Source organism: Sporolactobacillus shoreicorticis (assembly GCF_024125445.1).
Lineage (GTDB): Bacteria > Bacillota > Bacilli > Bacillales > Sporolactobacillaceae > Sporolactobacillus > Sporolactobacillus shoreicorticis.
Genome location: NZ_JAMXWM010000026.1, coordinates 39,766 through 59,077 on the forward strand (window position 1 = coordinate 39,766; position 19,312 = coordinate 59,077).

General features: G+C 38.0%; 15 protein-coding genes and 1 pseudogene. 3 read left to right on the forward strand and 13 right to left on the reverse strand.

Annotated features, from left to right (window positions below):
• Positions 1-135: 135 nt before the first annotated feature.
• From NIE88_RS17270 to NIE88_RS17290, 5 genes are all read right to left on the reverse strand, one after another.
• A complete protein-coding gene (locus NIE88_RS17270) occupies positions 136-669 on the reverse strand; it encodes a hypothetical protein (RefSeq protein WP_253064005.1) in 534 nt (177 codons plus the stop codon).
• A 72-nt stretch (positions 670-741) separates the two neighbouring features.
• The gene (locus NIE88_RS17275; RefSeq protein ID WP_253064006.1) at positions 742-1,365 is read right to left on the reverse strand and encodes a hypothetical protein; all 624 of its coding nucleotides are present in this window, start codon (positions 1,363-1,365) and stop codon (positions 742-744) included.
• 190 nt (positions 1,366-1,555) lie between these two features.
• Positions 1,556-2,347 (reverse strand): sensor histidine kinase, encoded by a 792-nt coding sequence (locus NIE88_RS17280; protein ID WP_253064007.1) that lies wholly within the window; start codon positions 2,345-2,347, stop codon positions 1,556-1,558.
• Positions 2,317-2,622, reverse strand: a complete 306-nt coding sequence (locus NIE88_RS17285) for a hypothetical protein (RefSeq protein ID WP_253064008.1) — start codon at positions 2,620-2,622, stop codon at positions 2,317-2,319. The genes NIE88_RS17280 and NIE88_RS17285 overlap by 31 nt, the downstream gene beginning before the upstream one ends.
• Entirely contained in the window at positions 2,619-3,290 is a 672-nt protein-coding gene (locus NIE88_RS17290; protein WP_253064009.1) for a response regulator transcription factor, read from the reverse strand. The genes NIE88_RS17285 and NIE88_RS17290 overlap by 4 nt, the downstream gene beginning before the upstream one ends.
• 157 nt (positions 3,291-3,447) lie before the next feature.
• Between NIE88_RS17290 and NIE88_RS17295 the strand changes: the two genes are divergently transcribed.
• Positions 3,448-3,657, forward strand: a complete 210-nt coding sequence (locus NIE88_RS17295) for a malate:quinone oxidoreductase (RefSeq protein ID WP_253064010.1) — start codon at positions 3,448-3,450, stop codon at positions 3,655-3,657.
• A 1,224-nt stretch (positions 3,658-4,881) separates the two neighbouring features.
• Here the strand turns inward: NIE88_RS17295 and NIE88_RS17300 are convergent.
• The 3 genes from NIE88_RS17300 to NIE88_RS17310 form a co-directional block, all read right to left on the reverse strand.
• Positions 4,882-6,324, reverse strand: a complete 1,443-nt coding sequence (locus NIE88_RS17300; RefSeq protein ID WP_253064011.1) for a glycoside-pentoside-hexuronide (GPH):cation symporter — start codon at positions 6,322-6,324, stop codon at positions 4,882-4,884.
• Between the two features lie 389 nt (positions 6,325-6,713).
• Positions 6,714-9,344 (reverse strand): bifunctional acetaldehyde-CoA/alcohol dehydrogenase, encoded by a 2,631-nt coding sequence (gene adhE / locus NIE88_RS17305; RefSeq protein ID WP_373689458.1) that lies wholly within the window; start codon positions 9,342-9,344, stop codon positions 6,714-6,716.
• Positions 9,345-10,174: 830 nt separating this feature from the next.
• Positions 10,175-11,122 (reverse strand): AraC family transcriptional regulator, encoded by a 948-nt coding sequence (locus tag NIE88_RS17310; RefSeq protein ID WP_253064013.1) that lies wholly within the window; start codon positions 11,120-11,122, stop codon positions 10,175-10,177.
• A gap of 183 nt (positions 11,123-11,305) precedes the next feature.
• Here NIE88_RS17310 and NIE88_RS17315 point away from each other — a divergent pair, with 183 nt between their 5' ends.
• Together NIE88_RS17315 and NIE88_RS17320 are read left to right on the forward strand one after the other, a co-directional pair.
• Positions 11,306-13,369 (forward strand): beta-galactosidase, encoded by a 2,064-nt coding sequence (locus tag NIE88_RS17315; protein ID WP_253064014.1) that lies wholly within the window; start codon positions 11,306-11,308, stop codon positions 13,367-13,369.
• A 22-nt stretch (positions 13,370-13,391) separates the two neighbouring features.
• Positions 13,392-14,705 carry an MFS transporter gene (locus NIE88_RS17320; RefSeq protein WP_253064016.1) on the forward strand — a complete coding sequence of 438 codons (1,314 nt, stop codon included), beginning with the start codon at positions 13,392-13,394 and terminating at the stop codon, positions 14,703-14,705.
• Between the two features lie 247 nt (positions 14,706-14,952).
• On the opposite strand, the gene NIE88_RS17325 is transcribed toward NIE88_RS17320, so the two are convergent.
• The 5 genes and pseudogenes from NIE88_RS17325 to NIE88_RS17340 form a co-directional block, all read right to left on the reverse strand.
• Positions 14,953-15,189, reverse strand: coding sequence for a hypothetical protein (locus NIE88_RS17325; RefSeq protein ID WP_253064018.1), 237 nt, complete (start codon positions 15,187-15,189; stop codon positions 14,953-14,955).
• Between the two features lie 175 nt (positions 15,190-15,364).
• Positions 15,365-15,484 (reverse strand): annotated as a pseudogene (locus NIE88_RS23035) (hypothetical protein); the annotation flags it as partial.
• 130 nt (positions 15,485-15,614) lie between these two features.
• Positions 15,615-16,307: a 4'-phosphopantetheinyl transferase family protein gene (locus NIE88_RS17330; RefSeq protein WP_253064020.1), complete on the reverse strand. Its 693-nt coding sequence runs from the start codon at positions 16,305-16,307 to the stop codon at positions 15,615-15,617.
• A gap of 171 nt (positions 16,308-16,478) precedes the next feature.
• Positions 16,479-17,693: an MFS transporter gene (locus tag NIE88_RS17335; protein WP_253064022.1), complete on the reverse strand. Its 1,215-nt coding sequence runs from the start codon at positions 17,691-17,693 to the stop codon at positions 16,479-16,481.
• 44 nt (positions 17,694-17,737) lie between these two features.
• Positions 17,738-18,769, reverse strand: a complete 1,032-nt coding sequence (locus tag NIE88_RS17340) for a hypothetical protein (RefSeq protein ID WP_253064024.1) — start codon at positions 18,767-18,769, stop codon at positions 17,738-17,740.
• Positions 18,770-19,312: the final 543 nt, after the last annotated feature.

A 19,312-nucleotide genomic window follows, 5' to 3' on the forward strand; every position in this document is an offset into this window, starting at 1 on the left:
GGAATGACCGTATTATTTCCACTTGTTTTTAATGACAAAACCGATGACAAGAGCAGCGACGGCAATAGCACTGATAAAGGTTTTGTCTTTCAAATGATAGCCCTCTTCGCATTATTAAGTTCTGCTTCGATCTTTTTACTCTGGCAGAAGATCGTTAGCTTTCTCGCACAACTCGTAAATCTCATCGTATTTCTGATCAATGATTGGCGTTACTCTAGCTGATTTCTTTTTGTGAATGGCGCTGAAACAGAAGTATGGTATAATCCAACCGACAAATCCGGGAACAGCCAAGATGATGGAAAGAACGAGCAGACTACCCTGATAGGCGAAAACCGAACCCGCCATGAATGCAGTTCCAATAATGCCGATGGTGTAAACAACGATTGAAGATACAACAAATTTTGAACGTTCCATCGCTTTGACTTCAGCAACGCAGCCGTCGAATTGGCGCTGCAGGCGGGTCAGTTCAGCTTTGTTACGGATTTTGCGATTACGTTTAAATTTTAATGTCACTGAAGAAATTCCTTGGAGCGGAGTTGACGTACCGTCCAGCACCCAGCCAAAATTCACATAGCCATCTGTATAGATCGATTCCATGTCGCGGCTGACTGTGACCTCCTTGTATTCGTAGCCAACAAAAATATTATTGCTTTTCTTATCTTCACTCATGACGATATCTCCTCAATTAAACTTATTTGATGGATCTTTTTTCGTTTCATTCGAGAATACTTGATTAAATATTTAAGAAATTAAGAATGTATCTGCCTTTGCACACAGGTCATAAATTATGTCGTACAGTTTATCGATCTGCGGGGCAACCTTACTCGTTTTTAAGTTCTTTGCCGCCTGATAAATGAAATAAGGCAAAATCCATCCGGCAAATCCCGGTACGGCCATAACGATGGAAAGAGGAAGCATACCTGCGAGATAGCCGAAAATCGATATCCCTATAAAAACTGTACCGATGAGACCAACGACACAGGACAAGGCTGCAGCCGTTGTACGTTTAGATTTATCAAGGCTGCTAATCATCTTGACGCTAGCTTCAAAACGAGACTGTAGTCGATTCAGTTTTGTTTTATTGCAAATGAGTTTGTCGCGTTTGAAGGTCAACGTGATTTTGGTTTCGGACCCATGGTCCACAATCATTTTTCCAACGGGGCTGCCTGGAATCAGAGCAAGCGGGGCGAGCACGACGCAGAGGGGCACCCACACATGCTTGACAACGGCTGGCTCGCTTTTCTCTAGTTTCCAGCCGAAATGATGATAGCTATCTTTTAACATTCCTTCAAGATAACAATGTACGGTTACACGCTTGTATTCGTAGGCAACAAAGGTTTTTTCTTTATTCTGAATGTCACTCATAGTAAAGGCTCCTCAATTTATCATTTCAAATGTGTATGGCTGCATTTGATGTTCTCATCTTATCGATGAATTATTTGTGAGTTGCTTATGAACTGTTTAAGAGTTATTAATTTTAAATAAAAACAGTCCGAATTCGATTGTTCCGAATTCAGACTGTTTAATGTTTGCTGATCTTATTCTATTTCACGGCTTATGGTTCAACTTTTAACTGTACCGTGAATGTTGTCCCTTTGCCGAGCATGCTTTTAACAGATATAGTGCCGCCTAGCAATTCAACAACCCGTTGTGAAAGTGCAAGGCCAAGACCATTGCCCTCGGACGAATGGGACGTATCGCCTTGATAAAATTTATCGAAGATATGGTTTAGTGTTTCTTCGTCCATACCACAGCCCGTATCGGATATTGATACCGTTACAGAATTGATATCCGATGTTTGCTGTAATGTAATTTTCCCGCCAGGATTGGTGAATTTGAGTGCATTAGAAAGAAGATTTTTCCATACAATCTCCAACAAATGTTCGTCAGCGTGAATAATGGCCCGATCATCCATATCCGCAATGAATTCAATAGTTTTCCTCTCCCACAAGTCTTCAAAACAGAGGGCGCAGTCACAGAGCTGACGACATAAGTCGTATGGCTCGGCATTTGGAAGAATGACCTGATTTTCAATTTTATTCAATTTTAAAATGTTGGTCACAAGTGCGGCAACTTTTTGTGATGAAGCAATGATTGTATCGGTATACTCTTTCCGCGTCTCCGGCGTTAATTTTTCATTTTGCAGAGCTTGTGCGTAATTTTGAATAACGGCAAACGGTGTTTTAATTTCATGAGAGACATTTGCGATAAAATCACTTTTCATCGTTTCAATTGATCCGAGTTCCTGCACCATCTTGTTAAAATCCTGAAACATTACGTCTACATAATCTAGCCTGTCTGCTGTATGGACCGGCTTTACATAAACAGAAAAATCACCGTTCGCCACTTTTTTCGCGGCTTCGCTGAGCCTTCGCATCGGCCGATCAAAGGTGCGGTATCTCTGATAAGCAGTAAATACACTGAAAATACCGGTAACGATAGCCCAGTATAGGAATACCAAAAGAGATAAGGACCGGAATCTTTCGCGAGGTTGGCTCCGTACATAATGGCAGGCAGGGCTGCAAGCCCTACAAGCACGACCAGCAGTCCGATATATTCTACCCATGAAAAATGGTGGACATTGATTCTTTTATCGCCTTGTTTTCTTAGACTCCGTCTCATAGCGGCACGGCCTTGTATCCAAGCCCGTGAACAGTAACAATTTTGAAATCCGCACACGCGGAAAACTTATCGCGCAGTTTTGTGATATACACATCAACAGCACGCAGGCTCGTGTTGCTGTCAATCCCCCAGAATTCATCCATAAGTTGCGTGCGAGAAAACGTATGCTTCGGATACGAAAGCAGCTTATAAAGTATATTAAATTCCCGCACGGTCAACGGAATTTCCGCATTGTTCACCGTGGCGGTCCTTTCGTTTGCATCCATAACTAGGTTGCCAACATTCAAGCGTTTTTTATTCGTGATATTTGCTCGACGGAGCAGTGCCCCCACACGAAGTAAAAGTTCATCCATGTTAACGGGTTTTACCATGTAATCGTCAATTTCAAGTTGGAACCCTTTTTGTTTTGAAAAAAGATCATCACGCGCCGTGATGATCAGAATAGGTATGGTTTCATTGATCTCACGCACCGTTTTTGTGAATTCAAAGCCGTCAATCTCCGGCATCATGATGTCGGAAATAATCAAATCGTACAGTTTGTCGTACATCAGGTCATAGGCTTCTCGCGGGTTGAGACATCCTTTGGCAGAATATCCATTGTCATTTAAATAAGTACAAACAATTTGATTCAACTTTACATCATCTTCTACAACGAGTACGTTAATCATAAAATACCTCCTTCCTCCTCAATGTACCTAATTAGTGTAACAAGTAAATGTTAAAGAAATGTTTGATCATTGGACTCCTTTATTTGGACTTCTTTATTAAGAATAAGCAAGTTTGCGTGACTTTATCAACTAACAGAAAACCTGTTAATCATAGATTATGATCCGGAATCATAAGTACAACGTTAGGTCGCTATTAAAGGAGCTCGAACTTGAATGGAAATCAGCGTATTCAAGAAACTCAGCGAGCCATAGAAAAGAGAGCGCAAATAAATGGATTCATGCGGGCACAAGGCATTCAGCATTGTGCGAGTTGAACTACACTCCTGAGAAACCGGATGAAGCAATTGATATTAGTAAATTCGGATAAAAAAGGCCAAAAATCTAAACATAATACGTTTGCCCTTTTTTAAAATCGTAAAATTACATGAATTAAGTGGCTTAACTAACAAAATAAAAAAATACCCGAGATGTGCATCTCTTATCAAAAAACAAGCTCCGATCAATGTTGGAGTCTTGCTGACATACTCATCTGTTAATTTTTCGAAATGACTTGATCATTGTTGTCATCATTTTTTTAGTGACCTTTGCTGACTCTCTGAACCTTTTTCCGATACTTTATTTGATTCCTTTTTGGGTTGCTCTTTAGTGTCCCGCTCCCTACTTTGCTTTTTGGAGACTTAAACGTTCTTTACGCAAAGAGAGCATTCTCAGAAGTGACGATAACGGCCTATTTATGCCAAATGATTTTTCAAAGATTTGTTCAAAGTTTCTAGCCTTAGTACAATCATTCATGAGAAAATTTTAGGGGCTAACATTTGACAAAGGTTAGCCAGCAAACTAAATAAAGGAAGTGATGTTTTTGGTAGCTTTCGATTTTTATAGATCGTCCTAATTCTAAAAGAGTCAATCTTGTATCACATAAATATTCAGGTGTAGATGCAAATCAAATCTTACTTTTTATAAATTTTCAGTGGATTTAGACGCGCTTCCTTCGTTCAATTAATGGAAAAAGGCAAAAATGTTTTAAAAGCTTTCCTGCCGTTTAACTTTAAAGCAGCTCAGATGATTATGAGTGAGTTAGATAAAAACGATATGAATGCCTTACGAAAAAAATTAATCTGGGAACACAAAAAATAAGAAATGAAATGGAGAATGATTCACGATGCAAACAAAAAAATCGAATTATTGAAAACCCATTTAAGTCTTTAACCATTTTGTTGTGTTAGAAAATATGGATACAGAAGATGTTAAGTACGTTGTACTTGATGTTCGCAATGCTCCTAATCAAGTGAAGGGTGACCAAATTAAAGGTGCCCTTGCAATGCCTGGCCTGCTAAAGAAATTGCGAATCGATTAGGCGGGCTTGATGAACCAACGCCAATCAACCAAATTCTGCATGAACTTTTAGTCCTCGAAGATGGAATCGGCGAAAATACATGTTTTGTTTTAAAATGCCATGTAGGTAAACTTTTCAGAACATCTCCTCCACCGAACACTTATTGTGGGATTGACTTTTTTATAAATCAAAACAGGGATATGCCGGATAAAGGCCCATAACTATCTGGTTCAGATTCGTTGTCTATCTGTTAATTCATGACGTCGTTTCTTCTGATGAGTCAAGATTCTTGCCCCATTTTTTCTCCAGCTCATCGACAATCTCGGCATGCATTTTTTCATTTAGCTTAACTTTTTTGAAGAAGACAATTGCGCTCATCAACACCAGTAGAAAAGGGGCGCCCAGCATCATGAGTTTAAAGGTCAATTTTCCCGCGCTGCTGATACTGCCTGCTGAAGCACCTGTAGTCATGCCTGCCAAAACTGCCGTTAGACCAACAACGCCGTTGGATATGGCTCCCGCCAGTTTATCTAAAAGAGGCCGAACCGATAATGTCAGACTCTCATCGCGATGTCCTTCCTTTAATTGGCCATATTCAACCGAATCTGTAATCGTCATGAGCACGACCAAAAAAATCAGAGGCTGAGGACTGCCGAACAGAATCCCAGCCGTAATAACGAGCGGCAAAGAGGTATTGGCAAAGCTGAACAGTAACAGTCCGAGAAACATAACAGTTACCGAAGCGAAAAATACAGTCTTCCTTCTCCACCGATTAGCCAGTGATGGAAAAACCGAAACTGTAAACAAACCGGTGAAAAAATTAAGGATTGCCAGAATTGAAAAACTGCTAGCATCACCTAGAATAAAGGTGAAGTAGTAGAGTACCATAGAATTGGTTAATGACACGCCAATTGTGTAGACTCCATAGGACAGCGATAACCACATGAGCTGATCATTTTGGGTCAATACTTTAAATACATCTTTAAATTTGGTGCGCTCTTTATTTTTTCGCAGATCCGAATCAAGTTCCTTTGTACCCAGACCGACACTAATGGCTGAGACAAATGAAAGAGTTCCCACAATGATTGCAAACCAAAACCAGCCGCGAGTGTCACCGGTTCCATGATTCGAGCTGAGCGAAAAAAACAAAATCAGGGGCATGATTGTAACCCCAACAAGATTTCCGCCGATCGCTGAACCGATTCGTGCAAATGTGGCTGTTTTTTCTCGTTCATGTGAATCAAAGGATAGGGCCGGAATCATTGACCAATAAGCAACATCTTTAAACGAGAAAAAAATGTCCATAACAATATAAATAATCGCAAATAGAATCAGATACAAAACAGGATTGTTTTTGGTTAAGCCGCCAAAATCTGTAAATAAAACGATCAGTGATAGAGATCCTACGCCTCCGCCAACAACAACCCATGGTTTAAATTTGCCCCAACGTGTCCTCGTGTTATCGATCGTGGTTCCAATTAAGGGATCAATAACTAATTCGACAAATCGAAGTGAGAAAATAATTAATGTAATGATTGAAACCATTCTGGCATTCTGAGCGGTGCTGCCCGTATTAAATAGATGAGTCGTCACAAACATGATAAAATAGGTATTTAAAGTAACCCAAAACATATCATGTCCAAAGGCACCAAAGGAATAAGATAGTCGCGACCATATCATATGTTTTTGGTTTATCATTAAAGCCCTCCAATGCATAGTGATGCCATTGCGATTTCTCAAAGCACGCAAGCTTAGATACAAAATTCCTTTACTAAACTAAGAAATTGTACAATCCAACGTTTATCCCTTTAAAATACTCAACCGGACACCTTATCTTAAAATGAGTTGACTATTGATCATAGTAAAACCTCCTAAAGTTGAATTTCGTTCGTCCAACCTTAGGAGGTCAGTCCACCTTGTCTGTAAATGACACTTTGTCTCGTACTCATAACTTAGTAATCATAGTGTTGGCTGCAAGGCTATAATAAGAGCAGCCTCATAAACAATTTATTCTCTCACTTTACATAGTAAATTCAAAACAAGATTTATTCAACCCCCGAGAGTAGAATCTATTGCTTCAAGACCTCTTAAAATTGGGCAATCAGCAATTGTCTTATTTCATCCAATCCCGGCTGACGTGGATTGGCCGGTGTACACTGGTCGTTATAAATCAAGTCAACCAATTTATCAAGTGCACTGTCAAATTGTTGCTGAGTCACACCATTGGCCGACAGTTTAGGCACAACATCCAGAGCTTTCATTAAAGCCGCAATCTTATCGCAAAATGCCTCGACCAGCTCCGCATCACTGTTTCCTTTTATACCTAAAGAACGGGCAATGTCGGCATAGTCTTTTTGAGCACGATATACTTCATAGCGAGGGAACGGCGTCCGCTTTACTTTCCCGGAAACACCATTGAAACCAATGACATGCGACATGGCAATTGAAATTGCCAGACCATGCGGTAATCCGAATTCCCCACCGGTTTTATGCGCAATCGAGTGATTGATTCCAAGGAAGGCATTGGCAAATGCCATACCACCCAAAGTAGCAGCATAATGCATTTTCTCGCGAGCCATTTCGCCTTCCAACGTTGGGTTCTTAGGATCAAACTTATAAGACGTTTCCAGATTCTCAAAGACAAGCTTAATTGCCTGCAGTGACCACGGACGTGTAAACTCAGATGCCATAACTGAAACATAGGCTTCCAAAGCGTGTGACAGCGTATCCAGTCCGGACAAAGCAACGGTTCGTTTCGGAACGGTCATGACAAATTCCGGATCGACGATGGCAATCTGCGGTGTCAGTTCATAATCGGTCAATGGGTATTTAACATGTGTGTTATCGTCTGTGATTACCGCATAAGGCGTTACCTCGGACCCTGTTCCGGATGTCGTCGGAATTGCAACCAACTGGGTCTGCGTTTGATGATGGAACTTAACGATCCGTTTGCGGATATCAATGAATTTCTGTTGTAAACGAGTGAACAGCTCACTGACTTTTTCATAGCTGTCTAAGAACCCGGGCTCTTGGTCCAGTGAATACTCATAAATAAAACGCGCAATTTTAGAAGCATCCAGCGCAGATCCACCGCCGATTGCAATGACTGTATCCGGTTGGAAGTCACGCATTTGTCTGGCGATTTCGATGGTCTGCCCCAGTGTTGGGTCAGGCCGAACGGTCCCATAGATAGACGTCTTCACCACATTATCACGAATTTCCAATTGTTCATAAACCTTGTCAACAAAACCGAATTTAACCATTCCCGGATCCGCAACAATAAATGCCCGTGTAACATTTTCAATATCCTGAAGATAAGAAATAGCATTTTTTTCATAGTAAATTTTTTCCGGCAGCCGGACCCATTGCGGACGATTGCGTCGTTTTGCGACCGTTTTGATGTTCAATAAGTCTTCAGTTGATAAGTTATGTGACAATGAATTTTTCCCCCACGATCCTGTGCCTAGAGTTAAGCTTGCGCGCAGCGCATCTGTGTATATATCGCCAATGCCTCCGATTGAATCCGGTTGATTCACTAGAATTCGAGCGGCCTTAGTCTTTTCGCCGTACTCATTGATAAACGGATCTGCCTGTGAGCCAATTTGAATCGCTGCATTGTGTCCTGCTCCTTGGTAATCCAAAAGAGCTGCAATAATTTTAACACCTTGATCACGATCCTTAGCTTTATAAACAGACAGCAACGGAGACAGCTTCTCAGAGGAGAGTTTTTCGCCAATGTTCTTCGGGTCAAGTTCAAACAACATAACATCCTTGCCCTCCGGAAGAATGACACCTGCCTGTTCCGCAATCCATCGAGCAGGTCTGCCGGCAACCGGTCCGTTTACACCATGGTTGTCATTGAAAACGAAATCGGCTATTTTTTGATAATCTTTCTTAGGAACAAGGTACGCGCCTTTTTCCAGCATTCTGTCCATCCATTGATCATAGATTGACGATTCAACAACCACTGAGTTTTCAGTAGCGCAGATCATTCCGTTGTCAAATCGTTTCGACAGCAGCAAATCTTCAACTGACCGGTCAAGATGTGCCGTGTGGTCAACAAATAGTGCCCCGTTACCGGCACCGACACCCATGGACGGATTACCTGATTGCAATGCCGCATTAACCATTCCCGGACCTCCGGTTGCTAATATAGAAGCGATTTTAGGATTGCGAATTAAAGCTGTCGTATTGTTGAGCGACGGTTTCTCGATCCATTGAATGATATCTTTAGGGGCTCCGGCTGCCACAGCTGCGTCATATACGATTTTGGCTGCATGAGCAGAACATTTTTGTGCCTGCGGATGAAAAGCAAAAACGATCGCATTGCGTGTTTTTAATGCCAGTAATGATTTAAACATTGTTGTTGATGTGGGATTAGTCGTTGGCACAATCCCCGCTAATACCCCCAGCGGAGCCGCGATTTGAACTTCGCCGGCAACTTTGTTCTCATGGATCACGCCGACTGTTTTATCATTCTTGATTGCATTGTACACGTTCTCAGTCGCAAAACGGTTCTTCGTATCTTTATCTTCGACGACTCCGCGTCCGGTTTCATCAACTGCCTCATGAGCAAGCATCAAGGCCGCTTCCGATCCCGCGAGCGCTGCTTCAGCAACAATCTTATCGACCTGTTCCTGTGTGAACTCGGAATATGCTTTTTCCGCCTCTAAGGCTCTATCAACCAATCCGGATGTGTATTTTTTCGCTTCTTCCATCAAGGCCTTTTTTTCATCCTCAGACAAAACTTTTTTCAGCTTAGGTTTAACTCCTTGTTCCATTGTAAGCACTCCTTTTCGTTTTTCTTAACTCTTGCCAACACCCATTTAAATTTTATTAACGAAAGCAGCAATATATTTGCGAAATTTTTCACATGAAACTTAATAAGTGTTCGATACAATAATCTATTTGGCTTAATTCTGTAAAAGTTTAAAAGACTGTGCATCCAAAATGAATGGAATTCCGATTTATCCGCTTGATTTTTCACTCAGATGCATTGAAACGAATCGGATGCATTCATATCGGTTTTATTCATTAAGACGATCGAATCATCGCATCTACTCCTTTCAAATAGTTTTTAAATGGGATTATTTGTGAACTATTTCACATGATTTTCGACAAAAACCACTTGCACAACGACAACAAAAGCTGCGAAAACTTTCTATTTTATGATCGCTGAACACTTCCCTTCCTCGCGACCGCTTCATCTCTGCTGTAAGCGCAAACATTTTTCAAGTTGAATATAGCACATAATGCACTGCGTGTAAATGTTTATGCCAAAGAATCGTTTGAATTTTTATTGTTTAATTTATAGAGTGAAACGTTCTGTGTAAATAATACAAAAGGATAATCCTTAAATGGTGTCTTATGGTATGTGCTTATTTACCGAGAATGAAAGGAGGACTTTTCCAAGAGTTATCATGCTTCTTATTTTCTCTTGTTTCTTAACGATGGACCCGTGTCCTGCCATGCCTTAATGCATCAGAATTATTCGAAATATCAAAGATTATTTAACAAAACACTCACAAAATTCAAATATCAATTATTATTAATCGACAAGATGACACTTTATAAGAATATCATCAATGAATTTTTCTACAGTTCTTAAATGTTCAATCTGTGCATTAATTTTTTCTTTTCTACATTGTTGAGGTGACATATTTGTCCATCGTTTAAATTGACGACTAAAGTTTGCAAGACTGCTGTATCCCAACGATGAGCCGATATCGTTGATTGTATATTGGGGCTTCATCAGGAGCTTTTTTGCTTCATTTACCTTGAGCTTGGACAGATATTCTCTCGGTGAAATTCCATAGGTTTGCTTAAAAATTCTAAATCCATAACCACTGCTTATTCCTGCCTGCTTTATAGCATCTTCGACAATTACCGATTTTTCGTCCGGAACGTAACCGTTCTTGATATACGCCAATACTTGATTGGTTAGTTTGCTTTTCATAAAGTCAGCAATTATTCTGGAATATTCAACTTGTGTGGAGGATATATCACCAATCTTTTGACTAGCTGCATCATAGAAAAGCTGCAATATTTTCGATAACTCAATTTGAATAATCATTTTCGTATTGAAATCAAATGTGGAGGCAGCAATCAATGAATTCAATGTAAGGAGGTGGGGCGTTACCTTTTTACATAGAGAAGAGTTTTTGGGATAGTAGTATTTTAAGCCTTGAATTAATTGAATTTTCAAGCTCGGATCATCAATGTCAAAGTGAAAACAGAAATATCTTAACGTTTTGCCAGCCCAAACTTTATGTGAAAATTCAGGTGGGATGACGAAAAAATCACCCTTTTCTAAGGCAAAAATCTCATTACGAATGTTTGCAAACTCTTGCCCATCAAGGATGTATATGCATTCAAAGGCATAGTGCTTTTCTATAGGAACAATCCAGTCACCTCCAACCGATTGTTCGTGAGCCCCAAAAAAAGTCAGATTCCAGTCAATGACCGGTAGCCGTTTTGCATTTTTTAAGAAATCCATTTTTTGTCCTCCAATGGGTATTAATAAATGTTTGCGCTTTCTTTTTTAATTATATGTCATATTTGGATAAATATAAAGTCGATTATCCAATATGCAAAGGTTGTATGAAGGGACATAATATAAACGGATAGGAAAGCGCTTTCTAAATCTATAGAAATTATTCTAAGTTAGGAGAATCTATTAATGAAATTTAAAAACTTTTTGTATGGTGCCGCCTATTACTACGAATATCTGCCATATGATCGGCTCGATAAAGATATTCAAATGATGAAAGAGGCCAATCTTAACGTTGTTCGAATTGGTGAAAGTACTTGGAGCACGTACGAACCTCAAGAAGGAATTTTTGATTTTACCAAATTGGATAAAGTTGTTGATACCATGCAAGAAGCTGGTATTGATGTAATCGTTGGGACACCAACCTATGCTATTCCAACCTGGATGGCAAAAAAATATCCGGAGGTGATGCTTACTGATAGAAAAGGTAAACATCAATATGGTCCAAGACAGGTAATTGACATCACGAATCCGACGTTTCGAACATTGTCAGAGCGAATTATTCGCAAGATGATTGAAAGAACCGTTAATAAGCCAAACGTTATCGGATTTCAGGTTGACAATGAAACGAAACACTTCGATACAAGCAGTCAAAATGTTTATGCTGCTTTCCAGAAATGGTTGAAGAAGAAATTCAACGGCGATTTGGAAAAAATGAACCATGCCTATGGACTTGACTACTGGAGCAACCGGATTAACAGCTGGGATGATTTCCCACCCGTTAATTCAACTATCAACGGTAGCTTTGGGACTGCTTTTGAAGCATTTAAGCGAACGCTCGTCACTGATTTCTTAACTTGGCAGGTCAACATTGTAAACGAATACAAACGCAATGATCAATTCGTCACGAACAACTTTGACTTTGAATGGCGAAAACAATCCTATGGTCTGAATGCGGACGCTAATCATTTTGAAGTGTCCAAACCATTTGATGTCACTGCTGTTGATGTTTATCATCCAGCTCAAGATAACCTGACTGGAATTGAGATTTCATTCTGTGGAGATGTTGCTCGTTCCACCAAAGGCAAGAATTACATTGTCATGGAAACAGAAGCTCAAGCGTTTAGACACTGGGTTCCATATCCTGATCAATTGAAATTACAGGCTTACTCACATATTGCGTCTGGTGCTAACATGATTAGTTACTGGCACTGGCACTCAACCCACAACAGCTATGAGACATACTGGAAAGGATTATTGGGCCATGATTTCCAGCCAAATCCCATTTATAACGAAGCCCAAACGATTGGTAAAGAATTAAGGGACATTGGTTCAAATTTCCTAAATACAAAGAAGAAAAATGAGGTTGCCTTTGTTGTAAGCAATCAAGCATTGAGTTCGGTTGATTGGTTCCCTTACAAGGACACAATTTTCGATAAGACACCCGAACACCAATATAACGATGTTCTTCGTTCCTACTACGACCCACTGTACAAATTGAACGTTGAAGCAGACATTTTACAAATTGGTGATCCACGGATCAACAATGATAATTATGATTTATTAATTGTTCCGATGCTGTATTCAGCAACTGATGAGCAGATTCAACAGCTCAACGATTTTGTCAAAAATGGCGGTAATGTTTTATATTCGTTCCGCTCGGGATTCACGAATCAAGATGTTAAGGTTCGTACAGAAATACAACCGGCATTAATTTCGAAGACCATTGGGGCAGAGTATAAACTATTTGTTGAACCCAACCGAAACTATGGAACAGGTAAGCCTGAACAGAATGCGACCATTACTGGAATCGAAGAGTTAAATGGGATTCAAAACCAACCAGTTAAGTACTGGATGGAATTATTAACGCCAACAACTGGCAGGACCTTGGCCGCTTATGATCACCCATATTGGGGAAAGTATGCAGCGATTACCGAGCACAAATATGGCAAGGGTCATGCATTCTATGCCGGTACGTATCTAAATGAAAAATCAATCACCGAATTATACACATACATCCTTAAGAAGACAAACCTTTGGACTTCTCGTCAAGGTCAAGTCTTCCCAATTATCAACAAACGGTTAATCACAAGTGATCATCATGTTTTAGACTTTTATTTCAACTATTCAAATCAACCACAAACAGTTCAATTCTGTTCAGCGGCTGGTAAGTCGATAATGAGCGATTTCAGTACCCGTGAAGGAGATACCTTTCAACTGAAACCGTGGGGTATGGATGTTTTATCCAATTAAATTATGAAAAGAGGTTATTAAATTGAAATTAGATACCAGAACAGATGCTGGTGGCGTTTGGTCCGCAACGATGACTAATGACCAACAGACAAAGACTCCTATCTTCATAGGCCTTGCAGTTGGTATTGGTGCGCTGTTATGGTTAGGACCATTTATGGGTCTTAACTCAGTACTTAATCCTGCTAAATTAAGTAACATTATGGGTGGTTCAGGTGCTGGCGTTAACAACTTTCTTGCTTTACTTGGAACCTTGGGAGCTGTTACCTCTACCATCACCACAATCATTATCGGTGCCTTATCAGATTTAACTCGTTCGCGCTGGGGTCGTCGTACGCCTTGGATTTTATCGGGCTCTGTATTAACTGCCGCTGTTATGATTGGCCTTGGAATGGTAAATTTTGAAGAACAATTACCACTATTCATCGTTCTTTGGTGTTTGCTTCAGACGTTCATTAATTTCATCGTTGCTCCGTTGATTGCTGTTATTGCCGATCGAGTGGCTCCGATGCATCGTGGAATGATTTCATCAGTTTACGCAGCGGGTTATATAATCGGCCAATATGGTGGGCCCGTAGTTGGAGGAGTCTTCTTAAATGATGCCAACCCGGGTATGGTTAACACTGGATATTATGTGCTTGCCTTCGTTATGTTGCTTTCCGGACCAGTTGCAGCGATTATTATGAGAGAAAAATCCAGTCTGAACATGCCAAAAACAAAGATGGATTGGAGTTCCTTTGTACGGTACTTTGTCTTCCCAGTTCACAATGCGCTTGATCTGTACTTGGCTTTATTTGGTAAAATGCTCATCAACATTGCCGTCACTGCATTCAGCGTTTATCAGCTATTCTTTCTTACCAGTGGTATGGGGCTTGACCAAACCCCGGCTGGTAAATACATCTCATTGATGGGCATTGCCACAATGGTTACCGCTTTAATCTTTGCACCGATTTCCGGGCCAATCTCAGACAAGTTAAAGACGCGTAAAAAACCAGTTGCCTTATCGGCTTTATTGATCGCTGCCGGGACATTGCTTCCATTCATTTTTAATACGCCAGCTTCAATGCTGTGGTATGGGATTGTTGCAGGTATTGGTTCAGGAATTTTCTTCTCAGTCGATCAGGCTCTAAATCTGGAAGTATTGCCAAACGCTGAAAATGCAGCTAAGGATCTTGGCATCCTTAACTTTGCCAACACCGGTGCTCAGATTCTCGGTCCTGTACTGGGAGCCATTCTCTTTGATATAGTTGGCGGACAATATCTTCCTATCTTACCCTTTTTAACAGGTATAGCCATTGTCGGCGGTGTACTGGTTATGATGATCAGAAAAGTTCAATAATAAATTGTCGCTAAAAAGATGGATCAGAAAAATAACTGTACTAGTTGCGTATGTTTATACTTATTGAATCCATTATGAAGAAATAATGGACGGAAAAATCATGATAAGTTTAATGAAAGTTAACAATATAAATTATTTGGTAGATATTTATGAAAGTCTCATTAATCAAGAGGCTGTTTTAAAAGCCTCTTTTAAAATACTAATAAAATCGCTAACGCTATCTTCTTACGTCCCAAGTAAAGTCAAATTACTTGGGACTTTTTCTCGCTTGTTTCATCGTGCCTCCACAATAAGGACATGCCACCTCTAGCTCTTGGTCAGCTTCGCGATCATAGTTGAACTCATCCACCACAAAATCAGGAATGTCATCCTCTTTGTCACAGTTTTGGCATTGAAACGTGATGATGTTAGTTCGTTGTTCGCTCAATGAATCTTCCCCGAGCCATTCAAGGTCTCGTTCATCTCGCTTTTTCTTTTCGTTCATTTTCTTTCCACCATCTCTGAGTCCAGGGGACATCTTTCGAAGAGTTATCCACAAGTCGCTATTTATAGTTTCCTAAACAATAAAAAAGGCATTTGCAATACACACATTTCCAGATGTATACAAATGACTCTCATATTCAGTTATTGTTTCCGTTCTTTAACAAGATCCAGTTTCTTCAAGCACCTTCAACTATATCTCGTTTGCGATAGCCAATATATCCTAATGTTATTAATACCAAACTAATCACTGTTAGTGCAATAAAGGTGACGCCATCAAATTTATCTACTGGCATTCGAGGAACCCAGGTTTCCCGGACTTAATTTTACAGATTAGGTCAAACCCGAACAATTTTTCATTTGATTTTTGCTGTAACATCCATAATGTTAAGTCATCCCTCCTCTAGCAACTATCAGAAATACAATTTTCTATTCTTTTATAGTAAAGTACTTATATATTTCCTTATCCTGTAAGATTGACACTTGCTCGGGAAACAAGTTGGTCCTTGAGCAAATAGATAATTTGTATGCTAAATCTATGTTGAAGATTTTTCCAAACCACTTGTCGTTGTTTTCAAATGAATGAAACACTATTTTTTCTTTGTGAATTGCTGCATAAAAAGAGTTTAATGGCATCGATAGTCCTTTTCCGATTGCTTTTATGTAACTCTCTTTTGCGGTCCAATATTTAAAAAAACTACTTAATTTTTCCTTGGGATTTTTTTGTAATAATTGATAATATTCTTTTTTTGAAAAGAACTTTTTAGCAATACATAAATCGACACTAGTTACTCTCTCAATATCTACTCCAATAGGTTTCTTGTCAAAAGCACATACTACCCAATCCCCAGAGTGAGAAATATTAAATTGAAAATTATTTATATGTTTAAGGAAAGGCTTCCCATATTTATTATAATTAAATGTCAAATTTTTACTATCCATTCTCAGTTTTATTTCTAAATACCTACGAACCATCAACTCACCAATTAAGCTGCTACATTGATCTTTTTCTCTAATGAATCGCTTAATCTGTTTTTTTCTCGTTTCACTGACAAACGATATCAGTTTGCTAATATCTGTTTGCATTAGGTTATCACCCAGATGGACAGCAATTATCTTCAAGTAACTTCACCTCTTAAGTAATAAAAAACAGGAAATTTTTCAAAAAGCATGTCGTCTAACGTATATTGTTTGAGAGGTTGGATTACAACTCTATGACAAATGTAGCAATGAATACCATTAAATTAATAGCAGTTATACTTCGTCGGAGCCAAATATCAAATATATTGTGTATTATAATTTAACTGTATTTATTTTCGCCAAATTAAACTTACTAATATTTCTTGTCAAATAGTATATAATAATCCCCAGAATCATAATAAATGAATATATGAGGAAACCAAATTCAGACCCAAAGATATCCATAAATTTACCAATTATACCAGCAATAGTAGATTGAATGACTAAGCTTACAATGTTCCATATTGACATAACTCTTCCTATCAAGGAATGAGGTACTACATCCATAATGATTGAATAAACAATTGATCGAATTCCCGGTCCGCAAAAACCATTTATCAATGTTAACACTATAGTTATCACAATTGAATGATTCATAAAAAATAAAATTCCACTTAAAATTGCAATAGAAAAGCATATTGTTATGATTACATTTTTGGAACATTTTTTTGATAATTTTATTATGATTAAACCAGCAATGCATGCTCCAACACCGTACATCATGTCAATAAATCCATATGTAGTTGAACTTGAATGTAAGACTTGCTTTACGAAACCAGGCAAAGCAATATTAAATGCATTAGAAGCGATAAATGGAATATAAAGCACTATTCCAAATAAAAAGAAACGTTTATGAGAAAATAGGAATATAAATCCTTCCCTGAATAATCTAACAAAACTCGACGATTTTTGAAAAGAAGATTTTTCCTCGTCTACATTAATTAAGTATGTAACAATAATTGAAGCGACGAAAATGCAAATTCCAAAAACAAGAATCATATTAAATCCAATCAATTTATATAGTACTCCTGCGATTGCTCCCGCAGAAAAAAGCCCCACCTGCATTGTTATTTCTGCCCCTGAATTAATTTTCAGTAAATTTTCTTTATTTGTAATTGCCTGCATCAACCCCTTTGAAGCCGGATAGTAAAGGTTCCAACCCAATCCATTATTTAAAGCTAATAAAAAAATAAAAAAAACATTATAACCTTTCAAAGCTATCAATAAGAGGGGAATCAAAATCAACATAGCGCGTAAAAAATGTGAAAATATTATTATTTTTTTTGATGAAATATAATCAACAATTGTTCCTGCAAATATTGCCATAATTAAACCACTGATAATATTAACGTTAACTGTGACAGCAACAAGCTGATTGCTATTGCTCATATCCAAAACATACCATGTCATTGCGGACATTGTCATCCCAGCTCCAAATTGAGAAATTAAATCTGCAAATAAAAACTTCTGTAAATTACCTTTTAACATAATGCATTCCTCCTCGTATATTAAGAAATCTTCCAGAGAGAATTTTAATCAATTAATTTAAGAACATTTTTCAAAAAGTCTACCTGTTTCTTCTTCAATTTTAATATATCAGCCTTCATTATTTTTCGATTTTTTATTTGAGAAGAATGAACATACCCCATTTTCAAGAAAAAAATGATTACTCGTTTAGATAAATCTATGACCTCATTAATCAATTCATCTAATAATTCAGAATTACCACGAATTATATTTTCTTCTTTTAATATATTTAATCTTCTTTGCCATAAAACAGCATAATCTTTAATAAGAACGAGAGGACGCACCATTAAAAAGTCTTTTTTTTGAATCTGGTCAGCTAATAAGTCATAGCAGGCTGCTCCAAAACAATAATCTTCCTTTTCATTTGAAAATACAGAATAATATTGGAGATAAATAGAACCAATATTGCACTCTATTAGGTTAGTGCTATTCAAAAAATATTTTATTGATCTCTTAAGATCAGATATATTATATTTATATCTAACATTCTGTTTCATATGTAACAAATATAAAACGTCTTCTTCTCTCACATAATTATCACCATTAAAGTTTTTTATTGCTTTATTCATCTCTCTAAAAGAACACTGTAATTTTTTATATTCACCGTTTTCTCCTCCTTGAAGGGGGACAAAATCACAAAAACTGATTCTTTTTTTGAATGAATTATATCCATAGATAAGCATATTATGAGCTGTTTTTGATCTATTAAATAACCGTATTGGCTCTCTATTAATCAGGCCATAAATATAGCAATTATTTTGAATTAAAAATTCAATTATTTTACTAAATTTTAAATTCATATTGTCTAAAATACCATAAGATAGTGCAGAACAAGTTAAAAACGGGCAATTATAAAATTCATTTGTTCTAAAAAAACCGTCCAATCTTAAAGTATAATCTTTTGGAACATAAATATTTAATAAATTATCAACCAGCCAATTTCTAAAATTTTCATTTAATTCAATTATTGATAGCAAATAAGTAATTGAGGGACTATGAAATGATATAGGTTCAGCTAAGGGAAGTAACTTTTTCATGAATAATATGCCTCCTACTTTTGTAATGAAAAAAGTGCTATTCGTTCCCCTTAGTGACAACAGAGGTAACAAATTGAGCTTTGCTACTTGGGCAGACTAATATGTATTCTCTATAATTTTCGGAAAGTCCTATGGTGAACCAGAAATGAGCCACTTTTTTATTAATTTATAATCTAGATTTCATAGACCAAACAGCCAATACTTCAAACCATGCCCAAATAATCTTTACTTTTTTTACGAATCGTTACTACAACATAAACTGACGGGGACACAGTAACCTAGATATGATAGTTGGAAAATATTTTATCGATTACTATAACTCTATCTACCAATGGATGGAGAGAAAAACAACCGCATATAAGACCGCCCTCATCAACTCTACTATAAAAACATAGAACTATGAAAAGAGACTGGGAGAATATTTTAAAACAACTAAAAACTCCCAATCTCTTTATAATATCTGTTTTCAACAGCGATTGACTAATCAAAGTATTAGCAGAAATTTTGATTCAAATAATAATCATGAAGTAATTACTAGGGAAC